At 34.1% G+C, this 21734-nt stretch carries 20 protein-coding genes; 5 read left to right on the top strand and 15 right to left on the bottom strand.

Translation table 11 applies throughout. The features are described from left to right. Positions 1 to 15: 15 nt before the first annotated feature. From OEW74_RS09215 to rpmB, 5 genes are all read right to left on the bottom strand, one after another. On the bottom strand, positions 16 to 285 hold the full coding sequence (locus OEW74_RS09215; RefSeq protein WP_265428188.1) for a GlsB/YeaQ/YmgE family stress response membrane protein: 270 nt from the start codon (positions 283 to 285) through the stop codon (positions 16 to 18). 54 nt (positions 286 to 339) lie between these two features. Continuing rightward, positions 340 to 1293, bottom strand: coding sequence for a signal recognition particle-docking protein FtsY (gene ftsY / locus OEW74_RS09210; RefSeq protein ID WP_265428187.1), 954 nt, complete (start codon positions 1291 to 1293; stop codon positions 340 to 342). A gap of 186 nt (positions 1294 to 1479) precedes the next feature. Beyond that, entirely contained in the window at positions 1480 to 1632 is a 153-nt protein-coding gene (locus OEW74_RS09205) for a DUF4295 domain-containing protein (protein ID WP_002976755.1), read from the bottom strand. Between the two features lie 19 nt (positions 1633 to 1651). After that, complete coding sequence (gene rpmG, locus OEW74_RS09200; RefSeq protein WP_027373683.1) at positions 1652 to 1834, bottom strand: 50S ribosomal protein L33; 183 nt, start codon at positions 1832 to 1834, stop codon at positions 1652 to 1654. A gap of 3 nt (positions 1835 to 1837) precedes the next feature. Then, positions 1838 to 2080, bottom strand: coding sequence for a 50S ribosomal protein L28 (rpmB, locus tag OEW74_RS09195; RefSeq protein ID WP_076451540.1), 243 nt, complete (start codon positions 2078 to 2080; stop codon positions 1838 to 1840). Positions 2081 to 2319: 239 nt separating this feature from the next. On the opposite strand from rpmB, the gene OEW74_RS09190 reads away from it, so the two are divergent. After that, the gene (locus tag OEW74_RS09190) at positions 2320 to 4032 is read left to right on the top strand and encodes a T9SS type A sorting domain-containing protein (RefSeq protein WP_265428186.1); all 1713 of its coding nucleotides are present in this window, start codon (positions 2320 to 2322) and stop codon (positions 4030 to 4032) included. A 156-nt stretch (positions 4033 to 4188) separates the two neighbouring features. Here the strand turns inward: OEW74_RS09190 and lnt are convergent, their stop codons facing one another. Beyond that, positions 4189 to 5832 carry an apolipoprotein N-acyltransferase gene (gene lnt, locus OEW74_RS09185; protein WP_265428185.1) on the bottom strand — a complete coding sequence of 548 codons (1644 nt, stop codon included), beginning with the start codon at positions 5830 to 5832 and terminating at the stop codon, positions 4189 to 4191. A gap of 56 nt (positions 5833 to 5888) precedes the next feature. Between lnt and OEW74_RS09180 the strand changes: the two genes are divergently transcribed. Beyond that, positions 5889 to 6314, top strand: coding sequence for a VanZ family protein (locus OEW74_RS09180; protein ID WP_265428184.1), 426 nt, complete (start codon positions 5889 to 5891; stop codon positions 6312 to 6314). 154 nt (positions 6315 to 6468) lie between these two features. Here the strand turns inward: OEW74_RS09180 and proC are convergent, their stop codons facing one another. From proC to OEW74_RS09135, 9 genes are all read right to left on the bottom strand, one after another. Continuing rightward, positions 6469 to 7272 carry a pyrroline-5-carboxylate reductase gene (gene proC, locus OEW74_RS09175; RefSeq protein ID WP_265428183.1) on the bottom strand — a complete coding sequence of 268 codons (804 nt, stop codon included), beginning with the start codon at positions 7270 to 7272 and terminating at the stop codon, positions 6469 to 6471. 14 nt (positions 7273 to 7286) lie between these two features. Continuing rightward, positions 7287 to 7856 (bottom strand): hypothetical protein, encoded by a 570-nt coding sequence (locus tag OEW74_RS09170; protein ID WP_265428182.1) that lies wholly within the window; start codon positions 7854 to 7856, stop codon positions 7287 to 7289. A 79-nt stretch (positions 7857 to 7935) separates the two neighbouring features. Further along, a complete protein-coding gene (locus tag OEW74_RS09165; protein WP_265428181.1) occupies positions 7936 to 9084 on the bottom strand; it encodes a cytochrome-c peroxidase in 1149 nt (382 codons plus the stop codon). 152 nt (positions 9085 to 9236) lie between these two features. Beyond that, positions 9237 to 10766 (bottom strand): DUF6850 family outer membrane beta-barrel protein, encoded by a 1530-nt coding sequence (locus OEW74_RS09160; RefSeq protein WP_265428180.1) that lies wholly within the window; start codon positions 10764 to 10766, stop codon positions 9237 to 9239. A 33-nt stretch (positions 10767 to 10799) separates the two neighbouring features. After that, entirely contained in the window at positions 10800 to 12026 is a 1227-nt protein-coding gene (locus OEW74_RS09155; protein WP_265428179.1) for a DUF4876 domain-containing protein, read from the bottom strand. A gap of 34 nt (positions 12027 to 12060) precedes the next feature. Then, positions 12061 to 14820, bottom strand: a complete 2760-nt coding sequence (locus OEW74_RS09150; protein WP_265428178.1) for a TonB-dependent receptor — start codon at positions 14818 to 14820, stop codon at positions 12061 to 12063. Positions 14821 to 14945: 125 nt separating this feature from the next. Beyond that, entirely contained in the window at positions 14946 to 15959 is a 1014-nt protein-coding gene (murB, locus tag OEW74_RS09145; RefSeq protein ID WP_265428177.1) for a UDP-N-acetylmuramate dehydrogenase, read from the bottom strand. A 41-nt stretch (positions 15960 to 16000) separates the two neighbouring features. Beyond that, on the bottom strand, positions 16001 to 16480 hold the full coding sequence (locus OEW74_RS09140) for a hypothetical protein (RefSeq protein WP_265428176.1): 480 nt from the start codon (positions 16478 to 16480) through the stop codon (positions 16001 to 16003). A gap of 10 nt (positions 16481 to 16490) precedes the next feature. Beyond that, positions 16491 to 17696, bottom strand: coding sequence for a pyridoxal phosphate-dependent aminotransferase (locus OEW74_RS09135; RefSeq protein ID WP_265428175.1), 1206 nt, complete (start codon positions 17694 to 17696; stop codon positions 16491 to 16493). A gap of 268 nt (positions 17697 to 17964) precedes the next feature. Here OEW74_RS09135 and OEW74_RS09130 point away from each other — a divergent pair, with 268 nt between their 5' ends. The 3 genes from OEW74_RS09130 (at position 17965) to OEW74_RS09120 (ending at position 21603) form a co-directional block, all read left to right on the top strand. Continuing rightward, positions 17965 to 20397 (top strand): fibronectin type III domain-containing protein, encoded by a 2433-nt coding sequence (locus tag OEW74_RS09130; RefSeq protein ID WP_265428174.1) that lies wholly within the window; start codon positions 17965 to 17967, stop codon positions 20395 to 20397. Positions 20398 to 20516: 119 nt separating this feature from the next. After that, the gene (locus tag OEW74_RS09125; RefSeq protein ID WP_265428173.1) at positions 20517 to 20972 is read left to right on the top strand and encodes a DUF1801 domain-containing protein; all 456 of its coding nucleotides are present in this window, start codon (positions 20517 to 20519) and stop codon (positions 20970 to 20972) included. Further along, on the top strand, positions 20950 to 21603 hold the full coding sequence (locus OEW74_RS09120; RefSeq protein ID WP_265428172.1) for a YiiX/YebB-like N1pC/P60 family cysteine hydrolase: 654 nt from the start codon (positions 20950 to 20952) through the stop codon (positions 21601 to 21603). The genes OEW74_RS09125 and OEW74_RS09120 overlap by 23 nt, the downstream gene beginning before the upstream one ends. The last annotated feature ends 131 nt before the right edge of the window (positions 21604 to 21734 follow it).

Genomic DNA, 21734 nt, shown 5'->3' with positions numbered 1-21734 from the left:
TTTTATCTAAATGTTTTAATTCTTCTTTGTCAACATTCCGTAAATCCAAAGAACAACAAGAGCACCGCCTACTGAGAAAACTAATGGCCAAAAATGAAACATTCTTTCATCATTTGCGCCACCTCCGCCAAATATGGTATTAGCAATAAAACCACCGACGAAAGCTCCCACTATTCCCAAAATACTAGTCGTTAACCAACCCATATTTTGTTTTCCAGGCATAATCATTTTTGCAATTGCACCTACAATCAATCCGAAGATGATCCAAAGAATAAATGTCCACATAGTAATAATTTTTTAATGTTAATAAGTTTGTTTGATTTGTTTCAAAAAAAGAATTTATCTCTTCTTGAAGAACGAATCTACAAACTCTGTACCATTAAAAAGTTGAAGATCTTGCATTTTTTCTCCAACACCAATATATTTTACCGGAATCTGAAACTGATCTGAAATACCAATTACAACACCACCTTTTGCGGTTCCGTCTAATTTTGTTACCGCCAAAGCATTTACTTCAGTAGCTGCTGTAAATTGTTTTGCCTGTTCAAAAGCATTTTGACCTGTAGAACCATCAAGAACCAGTAAAATCTCGTGTGGAGCATCTGGAATAACCTTTTGCATCACTCTCTTGATTTTAGAAAGCTCATTCATCAAATTAATTTTATTGTGAAGCCTTCCTGCGGTGTCAATAATAACAACGTCGGCATTCTGAGCAACAGCACTTTGTACAGTGTCGAAAGCTACAGAAGCCGGGTCTGATCCCATTTCCTGTTTTACGATAGGAACACCCACTCTTTCACTCCAGATAACCAATTGATCTACTGCTGCAGCTCTGAACGTATCTGCAGCTCCTAAAACTACTTTTTTACCTTCAGATTTAAACAGATGTGCCAATTTTCCGATAGTGGTGGTTTTTCCAACACCGTTTACACCGACAACCATAATAACATATGGTTTTTTACTTGTGTCAATGTTTCCACTTCCTGCATGAGGATTTTCTAAAAGAAGTCCGGAGATTTCTTCACGTAGAATTTTGTCGAGTTCATTTACACCAACATATTTGTCTCTGGCAACACGTTCTTCAATTCTCTCAATGATTTTGATGGTTGTAGAAGCGCCAACGTCTGAAGCAATCAGTATTTCCTCCAGATCATCCAGAACTTCGTCATCTACTTTGCTTTTGCCGACTACGGCTTTAGTCATTTTTTCAAAGAAACCCTGATTCGATTTTTCCAAACCTTTGTCTAAAGTTTCTTTTTCTTCTTTTTTGAAAATATTTTTAAACCAACTCATTGTATGAATTTCGGAATTTTAATTAATGTTGGAAGCTGGGTGCAGGAAGCCGGATGCTTACAAAATAAAATATTATAATTGTAAACATCCAGCTTCCAACATCTGGCTTCCTGCTTAGAAAAGCAAAGATAACAAAAAAACTACCCAAAATATGAGTAGTTTTTGTATTGTAAATAAAGTTCTGGATTATTTTTTCAAATAACCGTCAACTTCGTCTGCATTCATTACTTTTTCTTCGAAAACGTAAGCTCCTGATTTAGAAGACTTCACCATTTTCACGACTTTAGTCATTTTTTTTGACTGTCCGCTTTGTAGGGTTGCTACTACTTTCTTTGCCATGGTAAATTATATTTATAAATTACTTGATTTCTTTGTGAAGGGTAGATCTCTTAAGAACAGGATTGTATTTTTTCAATTCCAATCTTTCTGTAGTGTTCTTTTTGTTTTTTGTAGAAATGTATCTAGACATTCCTGGCATACCGCTTTCTTTGTGCTCTGTGCATTCAAGAATTACTTGAACTCTGTTTCCTTTTTTTGCCATGATTTAGTTCTTTTTAATCAATCCTCCTCTGATGCCTCTTTCGATAGCCTCTTCGATTCCAATCTTGTTAATTACTCTCAATCCATGAGCTGAAACTTTTAAAGTAACGTGCTTATCTTGCTCTGGAAGGTAAAATTTCTTCTCCAATAAGTTAATTTCAAAACGACGCTTCGTTTTGTTATTAGCGTGAGAAACGTTGTTACCAACCATTGCACGCTTTCCTGTTATCTGGCAAATTCTTGACATATCTCGATGTTCTTATTTGTATAATATTTGAGGTTGCAAAATAACGAAGATTTTTTTAGATAGACAAACTTTTGTATAAATTTTATAATAAATATTTATCATTTTTAATGACTTACCAATTCATTTGCGTTCTTTAAAGTCTCTCGATTGTGGGTATGTGATAAATATCAGTCTCAATTTGAACGCTGAAATAATATTTGATATTATCTTTGTTTTTAATTAATCTAAATAAAAACAAAATGAAAAAGTTGTATGTTTTTGCTTTTTTTATTCCAATGATGTTTCAGTCTCAAACTTTTTCTGAAGTTTCTACCAATATAAAAAATTTCTTTTACGGATCCAGCGACATCGGAGATTTTAATAATGATGGAAAACCTGATGTTATTTATAATGGTGCTATAGATATTGATGCAGATGGAAGTGCAGATGTTACCTTTAACGAAACTTATATCAATAATAACGGTGCTTTTTCTGCTTATGGAGATTTAGGAGCAGATGTTACGCATTTAGGAGATATTAAATTTATAGATTACAATAATGATGGTTTGCTTGATCTTGTGTCTACAGGTTTGAGTTATCAGGATGTTGTAAATTACAAACACTATCGTTTCTTGAATAATGGAACAGGTTTTTCAAAAGTAGAAGATACTGCCGGAAAAGTTTATGGTTCTATCGAGGTTTTTGATTTTAATCATGATGGAAAACAGGATTATGCAATTAACGGACCTCAATATGTGCAAGGAACCGGTTTTGTATATGATTTAAGTCTTTATAAAAACTCGGGTAATGGTTTTCAATTAACTCAATCATGGCTTCCCGGAACTCAAAACGGAAGTTTCAAAGTTTTAGATCTGAATAACGATCAATTGTTGGACGTAGTCATTTTCGGTTATGATAAAGATACAGATCCTGTTTTTAAAGTATATTTAAATTCGAATGGTACTCTTCAGGAATCTCAAACTTTATTGCCTTTAGCAAGCGGGAAATTAGCGTATGCAGACTTCAATGCAGATGGTTTTCTAGATTTGGTAGCGATTGGTCAGGATGAAAATTATGATGAATATCTTGGTGTTTTTATGAATGACGGAACAGGACAGTTTACAACACATGCAATTTCTGGAGAAGGGCTTTCTGCTTCAAGTGTTGATGTTGGAGATCTTAATAATGACGGATATTACGATTTTGTGGTGATTGGTGATGATAAAAATAATGACGGAGCGGTGAATGTTTTCCTTTACAATCCGGCTTCCCAATCTTTTACAAAAGCAACCAATACTTCTTTGTATAATCTTGGCGGAACGGGAAATGTAAGGCTTTTTGATTACGACGGAAACAATCATTTGGATGTTTTAATGACGGGCTTCGATTGGACTGATCCTGATTTAAATTCATTTACCAAACTTTATAAAAATACGTCTACGATAACCAATTTAAAACCAACTGCTCCAACCAATTTACATTTAAACAAAAACGGAAATACATTCAATTTTACATGGAGCGGCGCAACGGATGATAAAACTCCGGTCAATGCTTTACAGTACGAAATTAAAGTAGGAACCACTCCTGGAACACAAGATGTGGCAAAGTATATTGTAACAACACCTTCTTGGTTTTTGACGCTTGATCCTTCTATTCAGCAGGTATATTGGAGCGTAAGAGCGATTGATGCATCAAAAGTGTATTCTGATCCGTCGGTGGAAAATACATTAGGTGTGAATGATTTTTCGGCGAAAACAAAACTATCGATCTATCCAAATCCGGCTTCTGAAAAGGTATTTATTAAAGGTGAAAAAGCAACTGCGGTGGAAATGTATTCAATGGATGGAAAAAAACTAAATGTACAGCTCAACAGTGATCAGTCGGTAACCGTTTCTGATCTTCCAAAAGGAATGTATATTCTGAAAATTAAAATTAACAACAACTGGGTGATCCAAAAACTAATGATCAAGTAAATAGTAGTTTGAATTTGATTTTTTAAACTTAAATTAAACTGAGAAAACCAGCCGAAAAAGGCTGGTTTTTATCTGTAATTTTGTGATCTTTTGTAGACTTTATAACAACTTAAAATCTTTAGTGTCTTTTGTGGCTTAAAATCTAAATCTTAAAATTTACTTTTTGTTTTCTTTCTTCATTTTATTCTGAAACCATTTAATTAAAAAATAAAACAGTAAAAATCCAAAAGCGAAAATAGAAATTCGGGAAAGAAAATCTCCTGTTCTTACATAAAATGTTTCGCCCTCATAAAGATTAACTTTAGTGAATAAAGTTGTCTGATCTCCATAGAAAGTGTCTTCTAAGATTTCACCTTTAGCATTAATATGCGCAGAAATTCCGCTGTTTGCTGCTCGTACAATTTCTCTTCGGGTTTCGATGGCTCTCATTCTTGCGTAAGAAAGCAGCTGTTTGTGTCCTTCTGTAACACCCCACCAAGAATCATTGGTCATAATTCCAAGAAAATTGGCTCCTTTTTTTACATAATCAGTTACAAATTCACCATAAATACTTTCATAACAAATGATCGGTGCAATTTTTCCTTTATTGTAAGGATTTGAAAATGCAATTCTTTCTTTATCGGTTCCCAAAGAAGCAACCGTTCCTCCCAAATTAATCATTGCATCACCTAAAAGAGGCTTGAAAACACTCATGTAAGGAAAAATCTCAACACCCGGAACAAGCTTTCCTTTATGGTAAACTTCAACTTTTTGATTTGGAATAATCTGCACCGCAGAATTGTAACTTTCTACCCAAACTCGGTCATTAATCTGATAAGCATTTGATGGAGCCGTATTTTTATCTAAAAAATATTTGTGCGAAGAAATTCCTGTTGTAAAAACAGAACCTGGATGTTTTGCAAGAAAACCTTTTACATTATTTAACAGTTCACTTTTTTCAAAAGCGGTTTCAGAAATAGAACCTCTTCCCGGAAGTGCTGTTTCGGGAGCAATGTAATAATCAATTTTTCCTTTGGTGTTGTTTTCGGCTAAAGTTAAAAGATCGTTCTGAATAGTAATGCTGTCTTTAGAATATTTTTCGTTGTAAGGATCAAGATCCGGTTGCAACATTAAAACGCTGACCTCACCAATTGGTTTTTCATTAAAACTATTGAATTTTATTAATGAAATGATCATCGGAAGACCGATCAAAAGTACCGTTGCAGAAACATTAATAATTAAATCTTTTCTTTTTCTTCCGGCTTCCCAAATTCTGATGGTGTAAAATATGAGTAAATTGACCAATAAGATCCAAAAGCTTCCACCGGTTGATCCCAAAGTATCATACCATTGGATCAGTTTCGGGTAATCTGAAAAAGCATTTCCAAGATTCAACCAAGGCCACGTTAATTCCCAATTGAGATGAAATTTTTCAAAGCTCATCCATATTGCTACTAAAAAAGCCATTCCCCAATACGTTCCCTGTGCGTTTTTATACCAATGATAGCATTGAAAAACGAGTGAATATAAAAAAGAATTGACTAAAACCGGAAATAGAACCGCCATCATCGAATGACTTCCATCCGGATTTTTTGATCCGTACAGCCAGCCTGTGGTAACTACATTCCAAATCACAAAACACAAATAAGAAAGACCGAAAACAACCCAGCTTTTTCTACTGTAATTTGAAAATTTAGAAACGCCATGTTCCATCATCAAAAGTGGAACGAGGGCAAAGAATATAAAAAACGGAACTCCGTAAGTCGGCCAAGAAACCGATAACAACATCGCTGAAATGAGCGTAAGTAAGACGTATTTCATTAAATTAGTTTAACACACCAAATTTAATGCTTTTGAAATGAATAACTTTGCAAATGATGTTAAAGAAATTTTATAAATTCATCATTTTACCCTACACTATTTTTTTGCTCTATCTGATGTTTTTCGGGATGGGAAGAATGCAGTATGATGATAATATTGTGAGAATTAAACCGATTGTTTCAACAATTTGGTTTATTCATGAAACAATAAGCTGGCTTGATATTATTAGAATTGTCCTGGGAAATGTGGTAATGTTTGTTCCTTTCGGATTCTTAGGATGGGTTTTCCCGCAGTTAAAAAACTTGAAAAGTCTCATCATCACTTTTGTTTCTGCCATTGTGATTGTAGAAGCTCTGCAGTATTTTTCAAGATTGGGAGTGTTTGATGTGGATGATGTTTTGCTGAACACTTTTGGTGTGTTTTTGGGTTGGCAAATTAAAAGGATCTTAGAAACTAGATTCAGCAAATTTATAGTTGAATAATTTAACATCAAGTTTGTCATTCCGCAGAAGTCCAGATGAGATTTTTAGAATTGTTTAATTTAAAAATTCTCGTAGATCATACAGATTTCGCAGATTTAAACATTGAAAAAAATCTGCTTAATCAGCAAAATCTGCGAGAGATATTATCTAAAATTTATCCATTCAATTCCTTCGCTCGTTTTTCAGCATTTAAAATTCCCTGCTGCAAAATTTCCTTAAAATTATTTTCTTCAAAAGTTTTCAATGCAGCTTCCGTTGTACCACCTTTTGAAGCAACATCTTTTATAAGATCTCCCAAGTTTTTATCCGAATTATTGATCAAATGATAAGCGCCCAACATCGTTTGTTTTACGAAAAGTTTAGACAGATTTTCATCGATTCCCATTTCTGTTCCTGCTTTAATCATCGCATCTACGATATAATAAAAATATGCTGGTCCGCTTCCTGAAAGGGCAGTAACTCCGTCTAGTAAATCTTCGTTTTCCAAATAAACAGATCTTCCGGTACTGTTCAGAAGTCTTTCGATATTCATCAACTGATTAAAGGAAATTCCTTCTGCAGAAGTGTAACCTGTAATTCCCATTCCCAAAAGAGTAGGAGAGTTGGGCATTGCTCTTATGACAAATTTGTGGTTTAAAGATTCCTGAATTTTTTCAATTTTAATTCCTGCCATAATCGACAAGATCATTTGGTTTTCGTTTAGTGAAAACTGAAAACTTTCCGCTGTTTTTTGAAAATCCTGAGGTTTTACGGCAATGATAATAAGATCTGCGTCTAAATTTTTCACCTCTTCAAATACAGAAACTTCAGACTTGGGAAATTCTTCTTTTATTTTCAGAATTTTAGACTGGCTTCTTGTAATCAGATGTAGGTTTTCAGGTTTAATGAGTTCGTATTTCAAAAATGATTTTGAAAAAGATAAACCCATATTTCCGGCTCCGATGATGGCGATTTTCATATTTGTGGTTTTATTTATTCAATTAAATATTTTCTGAACGTTAGTGAATATCGGTCATTAAAAGTAATGAAATTGATATTTTTGAATAGAATTTTGTCAGATGTTTTTTCAATTTTTCCGGTAGCATCGTAATTTTTAATCACTACTGACTTTTCATTTATTTCTAAAATCTCACCAATAGAAAATATGTTTTTCTTTTTTGTAGAGCTTTCGATTATGCAATGAAAATTTTGCTTTTTTAAAGATTTAAATAAGGATTCAAAACTCTTTAACGAAGTATTGCTGATGATTTTTTGATTGAAATTGATCAGACCTTCTTCTGAAAATATTTTCTCAGAAGTTTTTTCAAATTTCTTGTGACGGGTGCCTGAAATTTTATTGTAAGGAACAATTTTAATCCCATCTAAAGTAAAATTATGAGATTCCTGAACCATTAAAAATTTTTCAGATACATTCATAATAAACCCTGAAGTAAACTCTTCCGGGCATTCTTCGGAAAAGAAAACTTTTACATAATGCGTTTTAGTGAGGTGATTCTGAATCGTTTTTTTTAATTTTTTATCAGAATGCATTTTGTCTGCCATAGCTATTTTAGAAATATTTGAACTAAAATAAGCTATTCTGTTAAAATTAGAGCAGAAATGGTTTTAAAAAGTAATTAATTTATTCCACAGGAAACTCGGGTCTTCTCATCTTATATTTTGTTCCTGAAAGAGATTCAAGAAAAGAAACCAGAGCTTTTACTTCTTCTTTATTTAAATTTAGTTTTTGCAACAAAGGATCTGTAGAAGGATGAAGCGGATCTGCCAATTTTTTTTCTGCATTGGGATCAAGCTGATGCATTCCGCTATTGTACATGTTGACAACTCCTTCCAAATCATCGAAAAGCCCATTGTGCATCCAAGGTTGAGTGAGTGCTAAATCTCTTAATTGTGGCGTTTTGAATTTTCCAACGTCTTCAGCTTTTTTGGTTATGTTGTATAAGCCTAGATCTTCGTATTTTCTTTTATAGTAAGTTAAACCAATATTGTGGAAAGATTCATCAGTTAAATATTTTCCGCTGTGACAGTTCATACAACGAGCTTTTGTACGGAAAATATGCATTCCGTAGATTTCTTCGTCTGTTAGCGAGCTGTATTTTCCTTCAAGAAATTTATCAAAACGGCTTGGTTGGCTTTTTATGGTTTTCTGAAAATCGGCAATGGCTTTTACAATCTTATCGTACGTTACTTTTTCGGTTCCGTAAGCATTTTTGAAAAGCGAATTGTATCCTTTTATATTTTGGATTTTTGCGGGAAGTGTTTTTACATCCATTGCCATTTCGTGATGAGCTCCAAGAGGTCCTGAAGCTTGCTCTTCAAGAGTTTTGGCTCTTCCGTCCCAGAAGAAAGAAGTTCTTTCTGCGATATTGTAAAGAGAAATGGTATTTCTGTTTCCTAAAAGGTGGTCGTTTCCAAGGGCGACACGTCTTCGGTCTTGCCATCCCATTTCTGGATCGTGACAGGTGCTGCAAGATATTTGGTTGGATCTTGATAATTTAGGATCAAAAAAAAGCATTTTTCCTAAAATAACATTGGGTTTATCCTGTTCAGTAAAATAAGCTGAATCGCTTTTGATTGGAGCAAATTCTGACCATTTTACACCTTTGTCGATATTGGGTTTTGGCCATTCTGTAATCGCTTTTTTGTAGCTTTTTACAATGTCTTCAATAGATGGCTCCTGAATGTTTGATAACTCGTTTCCTACTTTTGAAGTGAAACTCCAAAGAATAAATAAAATCAATCCTAAACTCCAATAAATTCCTCTTTTCATTTTAATTTAAATATTCTTTTGATACTTTTCTATTATAAATTTATTTTAATTTTTAAACCATTAAGGTTCATTAAGCAGTTGAGGCAAATTAAGTTGAGTTTCGCTTTAAGAACTACTTCATAAAATCTTTAATCTCTTAATCTTTACAATTTCTAAAATGTAATTCCTAAACTTGCGCCAACAAAATTATTGTTTTTTTTCTGGATTTTCTGTGATTGATATTCTGCACTTACAAAGAATGCCGGAAGTTTCTCCAATTTGATGTCGTATCTTAAAGACGCTCCAAAAGTGCTGATGTCACTTGCCTGAAAGTTGTAGTCGTGTAAGATCCAATCGTTAATCTCCTGATTTGCCATAAGACTTAATGCATTAATCGACTTATTGACCATTCTTTTAGAAAAATAAGGTTGAAATGAAATGGCTTGATTGGAACTAATTGACTGACGATAATCAGCAGTTAAACCAAAATATGAATATTCAAATTTTTGCCCTGAATTTGGATAAAGATTTCTTTCTTTAATTTCTTCGTATCCGAAAAACGGCGAAGCGCTCACTGTAAAATTATCGCTGTTGTATTGATACAAAACTTTTACTGAGCTGATGAAATTTTCTGAACGGTAAGATTTTCTTTTAAATATCTGTTCTGTGGCATTGGTGTTTACAGAATATCCAAATTCTGAGCCTGTTCTTACAATAGCTTTATAGTTTGCAGAAACCCCGATTCTGTGTTTTTCTTTTAGGGTGAAAAATTTTGCACCTTCCAGTTCAAGGTTTTTATTTTCAAGCTCCGAGATCTCAAACGTTGTATTTCCTCCGCTACTGCGATAACTTTTTGTATTATTTGAACGACCTGCTGAAGCACGAAGATAAAAGTCTTTTCCTTGTTGATTGCTTAGTTGGATTCCACCTTTATACCCAAATTCTTCAAAAGTTTGAGAAGGATCAACACCGCCGCTGAAAAAATAATTTGAAATACCCAATCCTACCATTTGGTAAACAAAAGGTTTTCCTAAAACGCTTTGAAAAGTTAAAGAGCTGTTTTGTGTGTATTTATTGAATGTTCCGAAAACTCCTACTTCATATTCTCTGAATACTTTATAGTTTACTCCTGCATTTAGCGATAAATCTGAAGTAGTACTTTTTAATCGTGGGTCACGGCTACGATAGCCGAGTTGGGCAAGGTAGCTTACTTCACCAGCAATCGTCCATTTGTTGATTTTCTGTGACATTCCTCCGGCAAAATAGTAACGTTCCAAGTTTAAAGTTCCACCAAGAGAATCTGCAGTTGTGTAAGGTGCAATACGTTCGTAATCGAGATTTTCATTCCATCTGAATGATTTTTTTTCAAGATTCTGATAGCTTGCATTTCCCCAGACTGTACGATTCGGATTGAGCTTTAAAAAAGATTTTGCATTTACTGTTAAGCCTTTTTCACCTGATCCAAGCTGTTGGCGATACACTTTTTGATCATCATTATGATAACCGACATTAAATTCTGAGAACGAAGAAGAACTATAATCCGACTTATTTGCCGGATTATAGTAAAATTGACTTCTAAAATTTCTTTCGATACTGTATTGATTATTGATCTTCTGATAAAGCTGAATGCTGTCCTGCGCTTTTACAGAAAGCGAAGCCAAAGCAATAATCATCAGTGAAAAAGAATTTTTTAAATTGAGCATAATTTTAAGTATTATTCAAATACTAATTTTTTATTAATGTTGAATACCGTCTTTTAAACTTGGTACAGCATCTTTGGTAAAATCGTTTGTAGAATTGTTGGTATCCATATAAAGATTTTTACCATTGGTCATGGTTCCTGCAGTTTTACGTCTTACAGATTTTCCGTAACGATTGGCGTCATTGTCTGTGGCACCTACAGAAGTCCATCCTGAATCAATACCCGGAGCAGTTAATGTGTGAATAAATTTTGTAGGCACAGAATTGTTTTCAGCATCTATAATCCAAGAATTTGGGATTGCATAAGCGCTTTTTGAAGTGATCGTTCCTGCACTGTTTTGATAAGTGTAGTCATATTTGAATTTCTGAAGGAATGTCTCTTTGTTTTCACCTGTCGGGAAACGTGCGATGGCATAGCTTTCAAAACCTCTGTTGTGAAGAAAGAACATATTGAATGTCATCTGAGTATAAATAACCTCCGCATTTGGAACTGAAGGATTATCAACTTGTCCTAAAGCAGGGTTTGTAGACGGGAATTCAAAATCTGCATTGTGTAAATCGTATGCTGTGCTTGTGTTTTGTTTGTGATTAATCGCATTGTCGGCAATTACAATAAAATCTCCTGGTTGTACCGGGTATTGATTTCCGCTTCCAGGTAATACCATTACTCCTTTTACAGCAAAAGATAAATTCTTATTGTAAGGAGTAGGGTTTTTATCGTCTGTTGTTAAAAACTCAGATTGTGCAATGATTAATTGATCTGCAAAAAGAATTTTATTGGTATTGTTGGTGATTTTAAAATAACGGCTAGAATTGTAATTTTTGTTATCAGATGTTTTTACCCCAGTAAAAAATACTTCTTCAATAATAAAATCTTCATGGAATTTTTTTACAAACAAAGGAATGGTAAGGTTTTTAACAGCTGAAGTAACATCTGTTTGTCCTGTACCTGCAGCTCTTACTTCTTCGTTGCTTGCAATGACAACACCATTTACTGTGATTTTATATGAACCATAAGCAACTTCAAAAGAATGTGCATTTTCTTTTTTTAATGTTTCTTTAATTATGGCTCCGGTATTGATTTCCATAATTTCTACCTCCAAATTGGTGTACTCTGTGATATTTTCACCTGTGAAATTAAGTGTCAATACACCGTTTTGTTTTGCGGTTACTCCAAAATCATCATCACTTGAGCATGATGTAACGGTAAATCCTGTTGCCATCGCTGCTACCAAACTTAGTAGTATAACTCTTTTTTTCATGTCGTTTTCTATTTGTTATGTATTACTATTTATTTTAAAAATTATAATTCAGTTCCATCCCAAAGTATGGAGTATTGGCTCCTCTTCTGTACACCGTAACATTATTGAAAGTATAAGGAGCACTGTAATTGAAAATTCTCGTTACAAACATCGATGTTCTTAGTGCTTTGTAAATACTTTTAGTGATTTTTAAGTTTCCTACAATCGTAAATGTGTAATCTGTCGGCATATTATCGGTTACAGAAACGTTTCTTACTAACCATTGTTTATAAGTATCTGTTTTGTCTGCCTCGGTAAAAGGATGTATAATTCCGTCAATTCCATAATAAGAGATAGGCTCTGCAATTCTTTGATCTTTTCTTTGATGATCAAACACACTTCCTTGAAATGATGCAGAAATTGTTAGATCTAAACTAGGAAGATAAGTATCGATGAAAAGATTGTAATTCATATTAGAATTCACATAACCATCATCATTCTGATAAATTCCATAATAAGGAAATCCATCTGCGCCGATGGATGCATTTGGTCTGAATACAATAGGAACTGAATTTCTTAATTGTGTTTTAAAATAAGCTCCGCTTAAAGTAAATCTTGTATTGATTGCTTTAATACGAGGTGATGTATATCCGAATTCAATACCATTTTTAATTATTTCACTTCCGTTTTCTGTTAGAGAATAGTTAACGTTGGTTTTTCTTTCAACGTAAGGCGTGTTAGCCAAATTCGGTCCGTTGTTCCATTGTGAAAGGTCAACTTGTGAAGCATCATATTGCTTGTAAGTATGTAATGTCGTATGAAGCATCTGACGGAAACCATTGGTCATATCTTCCCTGAAATAAGTTAAAAATATGCTGTGATTTTTGTACGAAAGATCTAATCTGATTTCTTTTTTGATGCTTTTTGCTGCTTCAAGATTTTTGTTTTCAAGATCTTGCACATACGTCATAAAATTAACGTAACGATATTGAGCGTCATTGTGATAATAATTCAGCTGAGTGTAATCCCAATATTTTCTATTCGGATACAACATCAAGAGAGTAGGTTGCTTGTAGAACTGTCCGTATCCAAGCGTAATATCTGTTTTTAATGGAGCGTTATTAATCATTACATGCGGAAGGTTGTATTGAAGATTTAATCTGGGTTCCACAAAAACTTTTTTGCTGATAACATAAGATTTGTCAATTCCCATTTGTTTTGAGAATCTTAATCCTGTGTATAAGGTAAACTTATGCTCATCAACAGCATAGCTCATCTGATCTCCTAAAAATGCAGCCATTAAATTAGACGCAGGAATATCATTAAATGGTCTTGGTCTTGAATTGTTTAATTCAGCAGCATAAGGTGAATTCATGTCGTAAATTAAGCCTCGTCCGTTGTTTTTAGAATACCTCCAGTCTAAGCCCGCTTCATACTGATGATTGATTCCAAAAGTATTTCTTGTTCCAGTCGTTTGAAGAAGCGCTGTAATGTCAAGCGGTTTCCCTTCTGTACTGTATTCGCTGATGTATCGAAGAGCCGGAAAAACGCCTACATTTTCTCCCTGTTCTGTGGCTAAAGAAAAAGATCTCGGTCCCGACAATTGTACCAGTTTTGTCTGATCTATTTTTTCAAATCCCTGTCTGATTGCAGTATTTAAAATAATTTTATCAAAAAATGAAGCTTTATCTAAACTGTATAAAAAGTTATTGGTAAAACTAATTCTTGTTCTGGTTTGTCTGTAACGGTCAATATCCGGAACACCATTATCCGGATCATTTTTTTTGGAATCGATATTTGAAGAAAAATCAATGTTTGAACGCCATTCCAAGGGATTAGACCATAATAATCCTTTCTTTTTTGAACGAATAGAAGCAGTCATTCTCTGGTAATTTTCGAAATTATCCGTTGGGTCAGCTTTAGAATCTAAAAAATCTGCACCAGCACTGATTTGCCAGTTTTCATTAATTTTAAAACCTTTTCCTACGTAATATTGCTTGCTGAAACCATCTGCTTTAAATCTCGCCTGCAAAGGAGATTCGCTGATTTTTCTTTCGATTTTTATCACTCCGGATGTTAGATCTCCATAAGATGCGGATGGAATTCCACGGATTATTTCAACTTTTTCAATATCATTGGTTGAGATGGTTCTCATATCAACTCCGGTGGTGGCAGTTTCTCTAGCTTCAGGTGAATATCCAAATTGTCTGTTGTCTAGCGAAACCTGCATATCTGCATTAGAGTTAATCACATTTCCGTCAATCATGAATTGAGTTCCCAAAGCACTCGTGTTGTATTCTGTGGTTCTGTAAGAAAGATCACCTCTGTTCTCACGAAGCATAGGTCTGTTGTTTATGCTTAGATTAGGTGTTTTTGCCAATCCACCCGGTAAAAGCTCCATCAAATCTGTAAAACTTGAGGGTTGCAAATGTTCCATTGCTTTTCTGTCGATGATGGTTTTTGTCGTTAAACCTTTTCCTTCTTTCGAGAAAATAACAATTTCTTCAAGTTTATCTACGGGTTGAAGCTGAAAATTTAATGTTTTTGAACTGTTTAGATTTACATCAAGCTCTTTTTCCTGATAATTGGAGTGTGTGATTTTTAAATGATGTTTGCCTTCGCTTAAGACTAATGTTGCAACTCCATTTTCATCCGTAACTGCAGAGTTTTGAGAACTTTTTACAGTAACGCCTTTCAGTTTCTGCTGATTTTCACCTGAAATACTAATGCTTAATTGTAATTTCTCGTTTTGAGCCAATAAAAGTTGAGAGCCGAAAAAAAATAGTATTATAAATGTTAAATGCCTGATCATCATTATTTTAATTTGTCGAATGCAAAATCGACCGCAAAAGTAGGAATTAAATTTGCGGATATGAAATTTATTTAGAACAAATTAAAATAACTGACAAATGTCAGATAAGATTTGAGGTTGTTTTTAGATTATAAAATATTCACTTCTCTTTCCAATTCAATTCCGAATTTCTCTTTTACAGAATCAATAATTAGACTTGAGAAATCAAAAATTTCTTTCCCGGAAGCATTTCCTGTAGCATTGATAATCACTAATGACTGTAATTGATGAGAAGCGACGTTTCTGATTTGTTTTCCTTTCCAGCCGCATTGTTCGATGAGCCAGCCTGCAGGAACTTTTACAAAATTTCCGTTTGGATAGCCTTGAATGTTTTCAAATTTTAATTTTAAATCTTCAAACTGAGCTAAAGGAATAGTGGGGTTTTTAAAAAAGCTTCCGGCATTACCAATTTTTTTCGGATCGGGAAGTTTGCTTTGTCTGATGTTAATAACGGCTTTTGAAACATCTTGAATTGTTGGATTTATTATTCCTAAATTTTCCAATTCAGATTGTATAGCGCCATATTCAGTTTTAATGGTATGGTTTTGAGTGGTTAATTTAAAACTAACCTCCAAAATTACATATTTATTTTTTCCTTCTTGTTTGAAAATAGAATCTCTGTACCCGAATCTGCATTTTTTCAGGTCAAAAATTTCAATTTCTAATGTTTTTAAGTTTAAAACTTTACAGTTTACAAAATGGTCTTTTATTTCGGTTCCGTAAGCTCCGATATTTTGCATTGGTGAAGTTCCTACATTTCCAGGAATTAAAGAAAGATTTTCAAGTCCGCCATAATTTTTATTCAGGCAAAACATGACGAATTCATGCCAGTTTTCTCCGGCTTTTGCTGTTACTAAAACTTCGTTTTCGCTTAAAAATTCTTCAGAAATTCCTTTTAAATTTAATTGTATCGCTAAACCGTCAAAATCTTTTGTAAAAAGAATATTGCTTCCGCCGCCTAAGAATAGGAGTGGGAGAGCTTGAGAGTGTGATAGTTTTAGAGTTTCAATTAATTCTTCTACAGTATTTACTTCAACAAAATATGTTGCTTTTGCTTCTACTCCAAAAGTATTGAAAGGTTTTAGTGAAAAATTTTCCTGCATTAGATTGAGTAAATGTTTAGAATTAATTTGAAAATAAAATTTTAATGATATTCCTGAGGAATAATTTTTAAAAGCTCTTGCTTGAAACGGGCAAACTGATTATAATGAATATCGTTTTGTGCATTGACGTAAACGTGAGATTTTTTATTGGTTTTAATCTGAAAACTCTCGTCAATTCCGTCGATCGGCTGGATGCTTGGTGAACTTTCGATGCCGTCTAAATTCTTGATTTTAAAAGAGGAAGTTATACTTTTCCAAGTTTCCGGTTTGATGGCAGAATGCCATTCTTTATGTTTCTTGGTTGAGGTTGCTCCGGTTTCAAGATGAATGGAGTCTTTCGTAACTTTTATCACTCTGTAAAAACCCAATTGACCGCCAATTTCCGATAAACCAATAAATGTAATTTCTTCGGTTTTAGAATCTGATTTTTTATCAGTAATTTTTTCACTACACGAAAAAAAAATCAGCAGTAAAAACATTGAAACGAAAATTTTCAAATCATATATTTTTACTGCCGACATATTTATCCTATTAAAGATTGAACTCTAATTTGTATTTTTCAAGTGCATGTTTTAGAATCTCTGCACTTTTTCTTAAATCTTCGTCTTTCAGAACGTAAGCAATTCTCACCTGTTTTTTTCCTAATTCAGGATCGCTGTAAAATCCTCCTGCAGGTGCAACCATAATGGTTTCATTGTTCAAAGTGTATTTTTCAAGGAGCCATTGTGCGAATTTTTCAGTATCATCTACCGGAAGCTCAGCAACACAGTAGAATGCTCCTTTCGGTTTAGGGCAAATTACTCCCGGAATTGCATTTAGCAAATCAACCAAAACATTTCTTCTGTGAGTATATTCTTCTCTTACGGCTCTTATGTAAGCTCCATCATTTTGGTGAGCGGCAGTTGCAGCAATTTGTCCCAAAAGTACCGGGCTTAATCTTGCCTGAGCAAAAAGCATTGCAGCATCGTGAATCTTTTTCGAACGGGTGATCATACAACCGATTCTTACGCCACACATAGAGTAACGCTTAGATTCAGAATCGATAATAATGCAGTTTTCGCTTAATTCAGGGAAAGCAAGCATTGAAACTTGTTGTTTTCCGTCATATACATATTCTCTGTAAACTTCGTCAGAGATTACAACGATGTCGTATTTTAAAGCAATTTCAGCTAACTTCTGAAGTTCTTCACGGGTGTAAAGATATCCAGTAGGATTTCCAGGATTGCAGATTACGATTGCTCTTGTTTTTGCAGTGATTTTCTTCTCAAATTCTTCAATCGGAGGAAGAGCAAAACCTGTATCAATAGAAGAAGGAATTGCAACGACATTTACATTGAATGTGCTTGTAAATCCGTTGTAATTTGCGTAATAAGGTTCTGGGATAATTACTTCGTCACCGTCATCACAAAGAGTAGAAATGGCGAAATTTAAAGCTTCAGATCCACCATTGGTTACGATAAAATTATCAGGAGTAAGATCTGTGAAGTCTAAAGAATGATAATATTCTGTAAGCGCTTTTCTGTATTCAATATTTCCTTCTGAAAGAGCATATTCTAAAACTTTTAAATCAATGTTTTTTAAAGCATTCAAAGCGGTTTCAGGAGTTTCGATATCCGGTTGCCCGATGTTAAGGTGATATACTTTTGTACCTCTTTGTTTAGCCTGTAAGGCAAAAGGAACCAGTTTTCTTACCGGTGAAGGCGGCATCTGTTGTGCTCTGTTTGAAATGTTTGGCATTGTTTAAAATTTGTAAGCACAAAAATAACAAAATATTTCGGCACATGAGAATATATCTGAAATGATATTGGAAGTATTATGCAGTAAATATTAATTACGTTATTAATGTTAATAATTCAAAAAAAGTACAATTTAAAATTATATAAACATTTATGATTTGATTATAATGTGTTAATATTTTAAATATATTAAAAATAATTTAAAATAAACATTGTGTTTTTAGATTTAATTCATAGTTTTACGCCGAACTAAATAAAATAAATATTCTATGAAAGGAAAAAGACTATTTGGATTGGTTAATCTATGTGCGCTTTTCTATGCGCCTATGGTATTTGCCCAATATTATCACCCCGTTGCTGTAAGCGGATTTACACAAGATGTAATTGCTAATGGAATAGGAAATGCTTCTTCTAGTACAACTGCTTCTGTAGATGCTGTTGATTATGCTTATGTTTCAAAAGATTTTCAGACTACTGCAACAAGTCCTGCACTTACTTACGGGCTTCCTGTTTCGGGGCAATTTATGAGTGTTGTGGGTACAACTCCGGGATTAACTTATCAATTGGCTTCTTACAACAGCAGCAATGCATTAAAGCTAAACGCTGTTGCTGATTCAGGAACATTAACTTTTAATACACCAACAGCGGCTTTTAATTTGTATTTCTTAGCAACCGGCGGAAGTGGATCTGGAGTTGTAAGTGCTGTTGTTAATTTTACAGATGGGACTAATCAGACATTTACAAGCTTATCAGTTGGGGATTGGTACGATCAGGCGAATTTTGCAATACAGGGAATTGGCAGAATAAAAATTACGACTAATGCATTGGAAGATGGAGGAGGTACAAATCCTAGAATCTATCAGATTCCTTTAGCGATATCTTCTGCGAATCAATCTAAAACTGTACAAAGTATTACTTTTAGTAAGACTTCGGGTACTGGGTTTGTCAATATTTTTGGTGTTTCAGCCAATAGATTTACCACTTGTTTGGCACCAACTGCAGTCACTGCTTCAGCGGTTACTGTAAGTTCTGCTACTCTTGGCTGGACTGCTCCTGCTACAGTTCCTACCAACTACGATATTTATTATACTTCTTCCACGGTTGCACCGAATGGGAGTACATCACCTACAGTTTCCGGTGTTACAGGGCTTACAACAAATATTACCAGTGGAATTTCTCCTATGACCAAATATCATGTCTGGATAAGATCAAACTGTGGTGGATCTGTGGGAGAATGGGCTTACGGAACAACGTTTACAACACCTTGTTCTACGTTTACAGTACCTTATACTGAAAATTTTGATACTACATCAGCTGGATCTACTTCGAATACCAATGCGCCAATGTGCTGGTCGTATTTAGAAACAAGCGGATTTACAGGATATGGATATGTTGTCAATAGCAATTCAAACTCACCAACAAACAGCTATTATTTATATAATTCTTCGGCAAGTACAGGAAATCAATTATTGGTTTCGCCTCAAACAACGGCTTTGTCTGATGGGACAAAGAGGGTAAGGTTTTATGCAAAAGGTAGTACGAACTATACTTTACAGGTAGGAACTTTAACGAATCCTTCGGATCCTTCTACATTTGTTTCGTTTAATACAACAACTATTACAGGTACACACACTCAGTATACAGTTAATATTCCATCAGGAGGAGGTTCTTATTTAGCTTTCAGACATAATTTGGGAGGAACTTACAGAGCAATTTATCTTGATGATATTACGGTTGAAAGTATGCCATCTTGTTTGGAAGCTACTGCGCTTGCTACATCGGGTGTTACTGCAAATTCTGCGACATTAAGCTGGACTGCACCTATAAATGTACCTGCAAATGGTTATGAATATGCTTACACTACTACGAATTCTGCACCTACAGGAAGTGGAACAGCTAATGCAGGCACATCGGTTACAATATCTTTACCGTCTCCAAGTACAACATATTATTTATGGGTAAGATCAAAATGTACTACTACTGATTTAAGCGCTTGGACAGGGATTGCTGTAACTACTAAAGCTATAAATGATGAATGCTCGGCTCCGACTATTATTACTCCTGGAGGATCATTCGCAACAAATCCGGTTATTGGTACAACAGTAGGAGCAAGCTCGACTACTGATGCTACTGCTACTCATTCATGCCAAAATACAGGTTATAACGATACTTGGTATTCTGTAGTAGTTCCTGCAAGCGGAAATATTAGTATTGAAACACAATCGGTTTCTGGTTCGTCTGTTTCAGATACGGTTTTAGGTGTTTATTCAGGATCTTGCGGTAGTTTAACGCAGATTGGTTGTGATGATGACAGTTCATCTGACGGAAATTTCTCTCTTGTTACTTTAACAGGTCAAACTCCGGGAGCTACTTTGTTAATTGGCGTATGGAATTATTCATCTTCTACAAGCGGACAGTTTAAAGTTTCTGCTTATGATGCTTCATTGTTATCAACTTCAGATGTTGTTGCAGCTAAAAAAGAAGGTAAAGTTTATCCAAATCCATTCAGTGATATTATTAATATTTCAGAATTTAAAGATGTTAAAACAGTTAAAGTTACTGATGTAGCTGGAAGAACATTAAAAACAATAGAAAATCCTACGAAGGAAATCAGTTTAGGCTCATTAAATCCAGGACTTTATTTGATTACAATGTATTTCAAAGACGGTTCGCAAAATACAGTGAAAGCTATTAAAAAGTAAAATTATTTTTGAATTATTTTTTTTTAACAGCCTTGCATTTATGTAAGGCTGTTTTTATTTTTTGTAAGATTGTAATTTAATAAAGCCTTTTATTTTTAAATTTGATAAAAATTGAAACAATGCAAATTCCATCGACATCAGTAGAAGATTATATCTCAAAAATTCCTGAAGAAAGACAGGAGGTTTTCAAAAAAATGTTTGATACAGTTAATGATAATCTACCTCAGGGTTTTGAGAAAGGTGTCAGTTATGGAATGGTGGGTTGGAATGTTCCTTTAGAAACTTTTCCTGCAGGCTATCATTGTACACCTGGCTCAGCGTTGCCTTTTATGGGAATGGCTTCGCAGAAAAATTTTATCGCTTTGTATCATATGGGAATGTACGCAAAACCTGAACTTTTAGACTGGTTTGTGGCAGAGTTTCCGAAACATTCAAAAAGAAAACTAGATATGGGAAAATCGTGTATCCGTTTCAAAAAAATGGATGAAATTCCTTTTGAATTAATTGCCGAACTGAGTAAAAAAATGACTGTAGATGAATGGATCAATATTTATGAAAGCAATCTTAAAAAATAGATTTCTATTAAACTTAGTTTTCTTCTTTTCAATTCTGCTTTTGGTCTTTAGCTGCAAAAATTCTCAATCTTTAGGCTTAAAAAATGGAGACCTGTTGTTTGTTACAGCAAAAGAAAGTGGTTTGTCTGGTGCGATCAATAATGTGACCCAAAAACAGAAAAATGCTTCGTTTGATCATATCGGAATCCTGCAAAAAGATAAATCTGGTGTTTTTGTTCTTCATGCTGCACCAAAAGGCGGTTCTCAAAAACAAGATCTGAAGGATTTTCTAAAAGACCAGGCAAATGACGGACAAAAAGTTGTTGCTTACAGATTAAAACCTCAGTATCAGAAAAATATTCTTGATGCCATTGAAAAGGCAAATTCTATGTTGGGAAAACCTTACAATTTCAACTATATTTTAGATGAAAATTCCTATTACTGTTCAGATTATATTGAAAGGGCATTTAGAAAAGATAAAATATTTACATTAGAACCGATGACCTTCATCGATCCCAAAACCGGAAAAACAAATATATTTTGGGAAGAGTTTTATGCTAAAAAAAATCTCAAAGTTCCGGAAGGTGAGCCGGGTTGTAACCCAAATGGTTTGGCTGCTTCAGATAAAATAGAAAGAATAAAAGAGCTATAATAATCTTTTTTTTGCCACGAATGCACGAATATAATTTCAACTAGAATGAATTATATTCGTGCATTCGTGGCTTTTTTATATTCATTAGAGTCTTATAAAAACTGTATAAACTGAAAGGCTTCTCTTTTTTT

It is taken from the genome of Chryseobacterium sp. YIM B08800 (assembly GCF_026163565.1).
In the GTDB taxonomy this organism is placed as follows: Bacteria; Bacteroidota; Bacteroidia; order Flavobacteriales; family Weeksellaceae; genus Chryseobacterium.
Note: the sequence above shows the minus strand (reverse complement) of the source record. Positions and strands in the feature narration are given on the sequence as shown.

Coding starts and splice junctions, on each gene's coding strand:
- OEW74_RS09215 (WP_265428188.1), bottom strand. CDS start 285: ATGTGGACATTTATTCTTTGGATCATCTTCGGATTGATTGTAGGTGCA.
- ftsY (WP_265428187.1), bottom strand. CDS start 1,293: ATGAGTTGGTTTAAAAATATTTTCAAAAAAGAAGAAAAAGAAACTTTA.
- OEW74_RS09205 (WP_002976755.1), bottom strand. CDS start 1,632: ATGGCAAAGAAAGTAGTAGCAACCCTACAAAGCGGACAGTCAAAAAAA.
- rpmG (WP_027373683.1), bottom strand. CDS start 1,834: ATGGCAAAAAAAGGAAACAGAGTTCAAGTAATTCTTGAATGCACAGAG.
- rpmB (WP_076451540.1), bottom strand. CDS start 2,080: ATGTCAAGAATTTGCCAGATAACAGGAAAGCGTGCAATGGTTGGTAAC.
- OEW74_RS09190 (WP_265428186.1), top strand. CDS start 2,320: ATGAAAAAGTTGTATGTTTTTGCTTTTTTTATTCCAATGATGTTTCAG.
- lnt (WP_265428185.1), bottom strand. CDS start 5,832: ATGAAATACGTCTTACTTACGCTCATTTCAGCGATGTTGTTATCGGTT.
- OEW74_RS09180 (WP_265428184.1), top strand. CDS start 5,889: ATGTTAAAGAAATTTTATAAATTCATCATTTTACCCTACACTATTTTT.
- proC (WP_265428183.1), bottom strand. CDS start 7,272: ATGAAAATCGCCATCATCGGAGCCGGAAATATGGGTTTATCTTTTTCA.
- OEW74_RS09170 (WP_265428182.1), bottom strand. CDS start 7,856: ATGGCAGACAAAATGCATTCTGATAAAAAATTAAAAAAAACGATTCAG.
- OEW74_RS09165 (WP_265428181.1), bottom strand. CDS start 9,084: ATGAAAAGAGGAATTTATTGGAGTTTAGGATTGATTTTATTTATTCTT.
- OEW74_RS09160 (WP_265428180.1), bottom strand. CDS start 10,766: ATGCTCAATTTAAAAAATTCTTTTTCACTGATGATTATTGCTTTGGCT.
- OEW74_RS09155 (WP_265428179.1), bottom strand. CDS start 12,026: ATGAAAAAAAGAGTTATACTACTAAGTTTGGTAGCAGCGATGGCAACA.
- OEW74_RS09150 (WP_265428178.1), bottom strand. CDS start 14,820: ATGATGATCAGGCATTTAACATTTATAATACTATTTTTTTTCGGCTCT.
- murB (WP_265428177.1), bottom strand. CDS start 15,959: ATGCAGGAAAATTTTTCACTAAAACCTTTCAATACTTTTGGAGTAGAA.
- OEW74_RS09140 (WP_265428176.1), bottom strand. CDS start 16,480: ATGTCGGCAGTAAAAATATATGATTTGAAAATTTTCGTTTCAATGTTT.
- OEW74_RS09135 (WP_265428175.1), bottom strand. CDS start 17,696: ATGCCAAACATTTCAAACAGAGCACAACAGATGCCGCCTTCACCGGTA.
- OEW74_RS09130 (WP_265428174.1), top strand. CDS start 17,965: ATGAAAGGAAAAAGACTATTTGGATTGGTTAATCTATGTGCGCTTTTC.
- OEW74_RS09125 (WP_265428173.1), top strand. CDS start 20,517: ATGCAAATTCCATCGACATCAGTAGAAGATTATATCTCAAAAATTCCT.
- OEW74_RS09120 (WP_265428172.1), top strand. CDS start 20,950: ATGAAAGCAATCTTAAAAAATAGATTTCTATTAAACTTAGTTTTCTTC.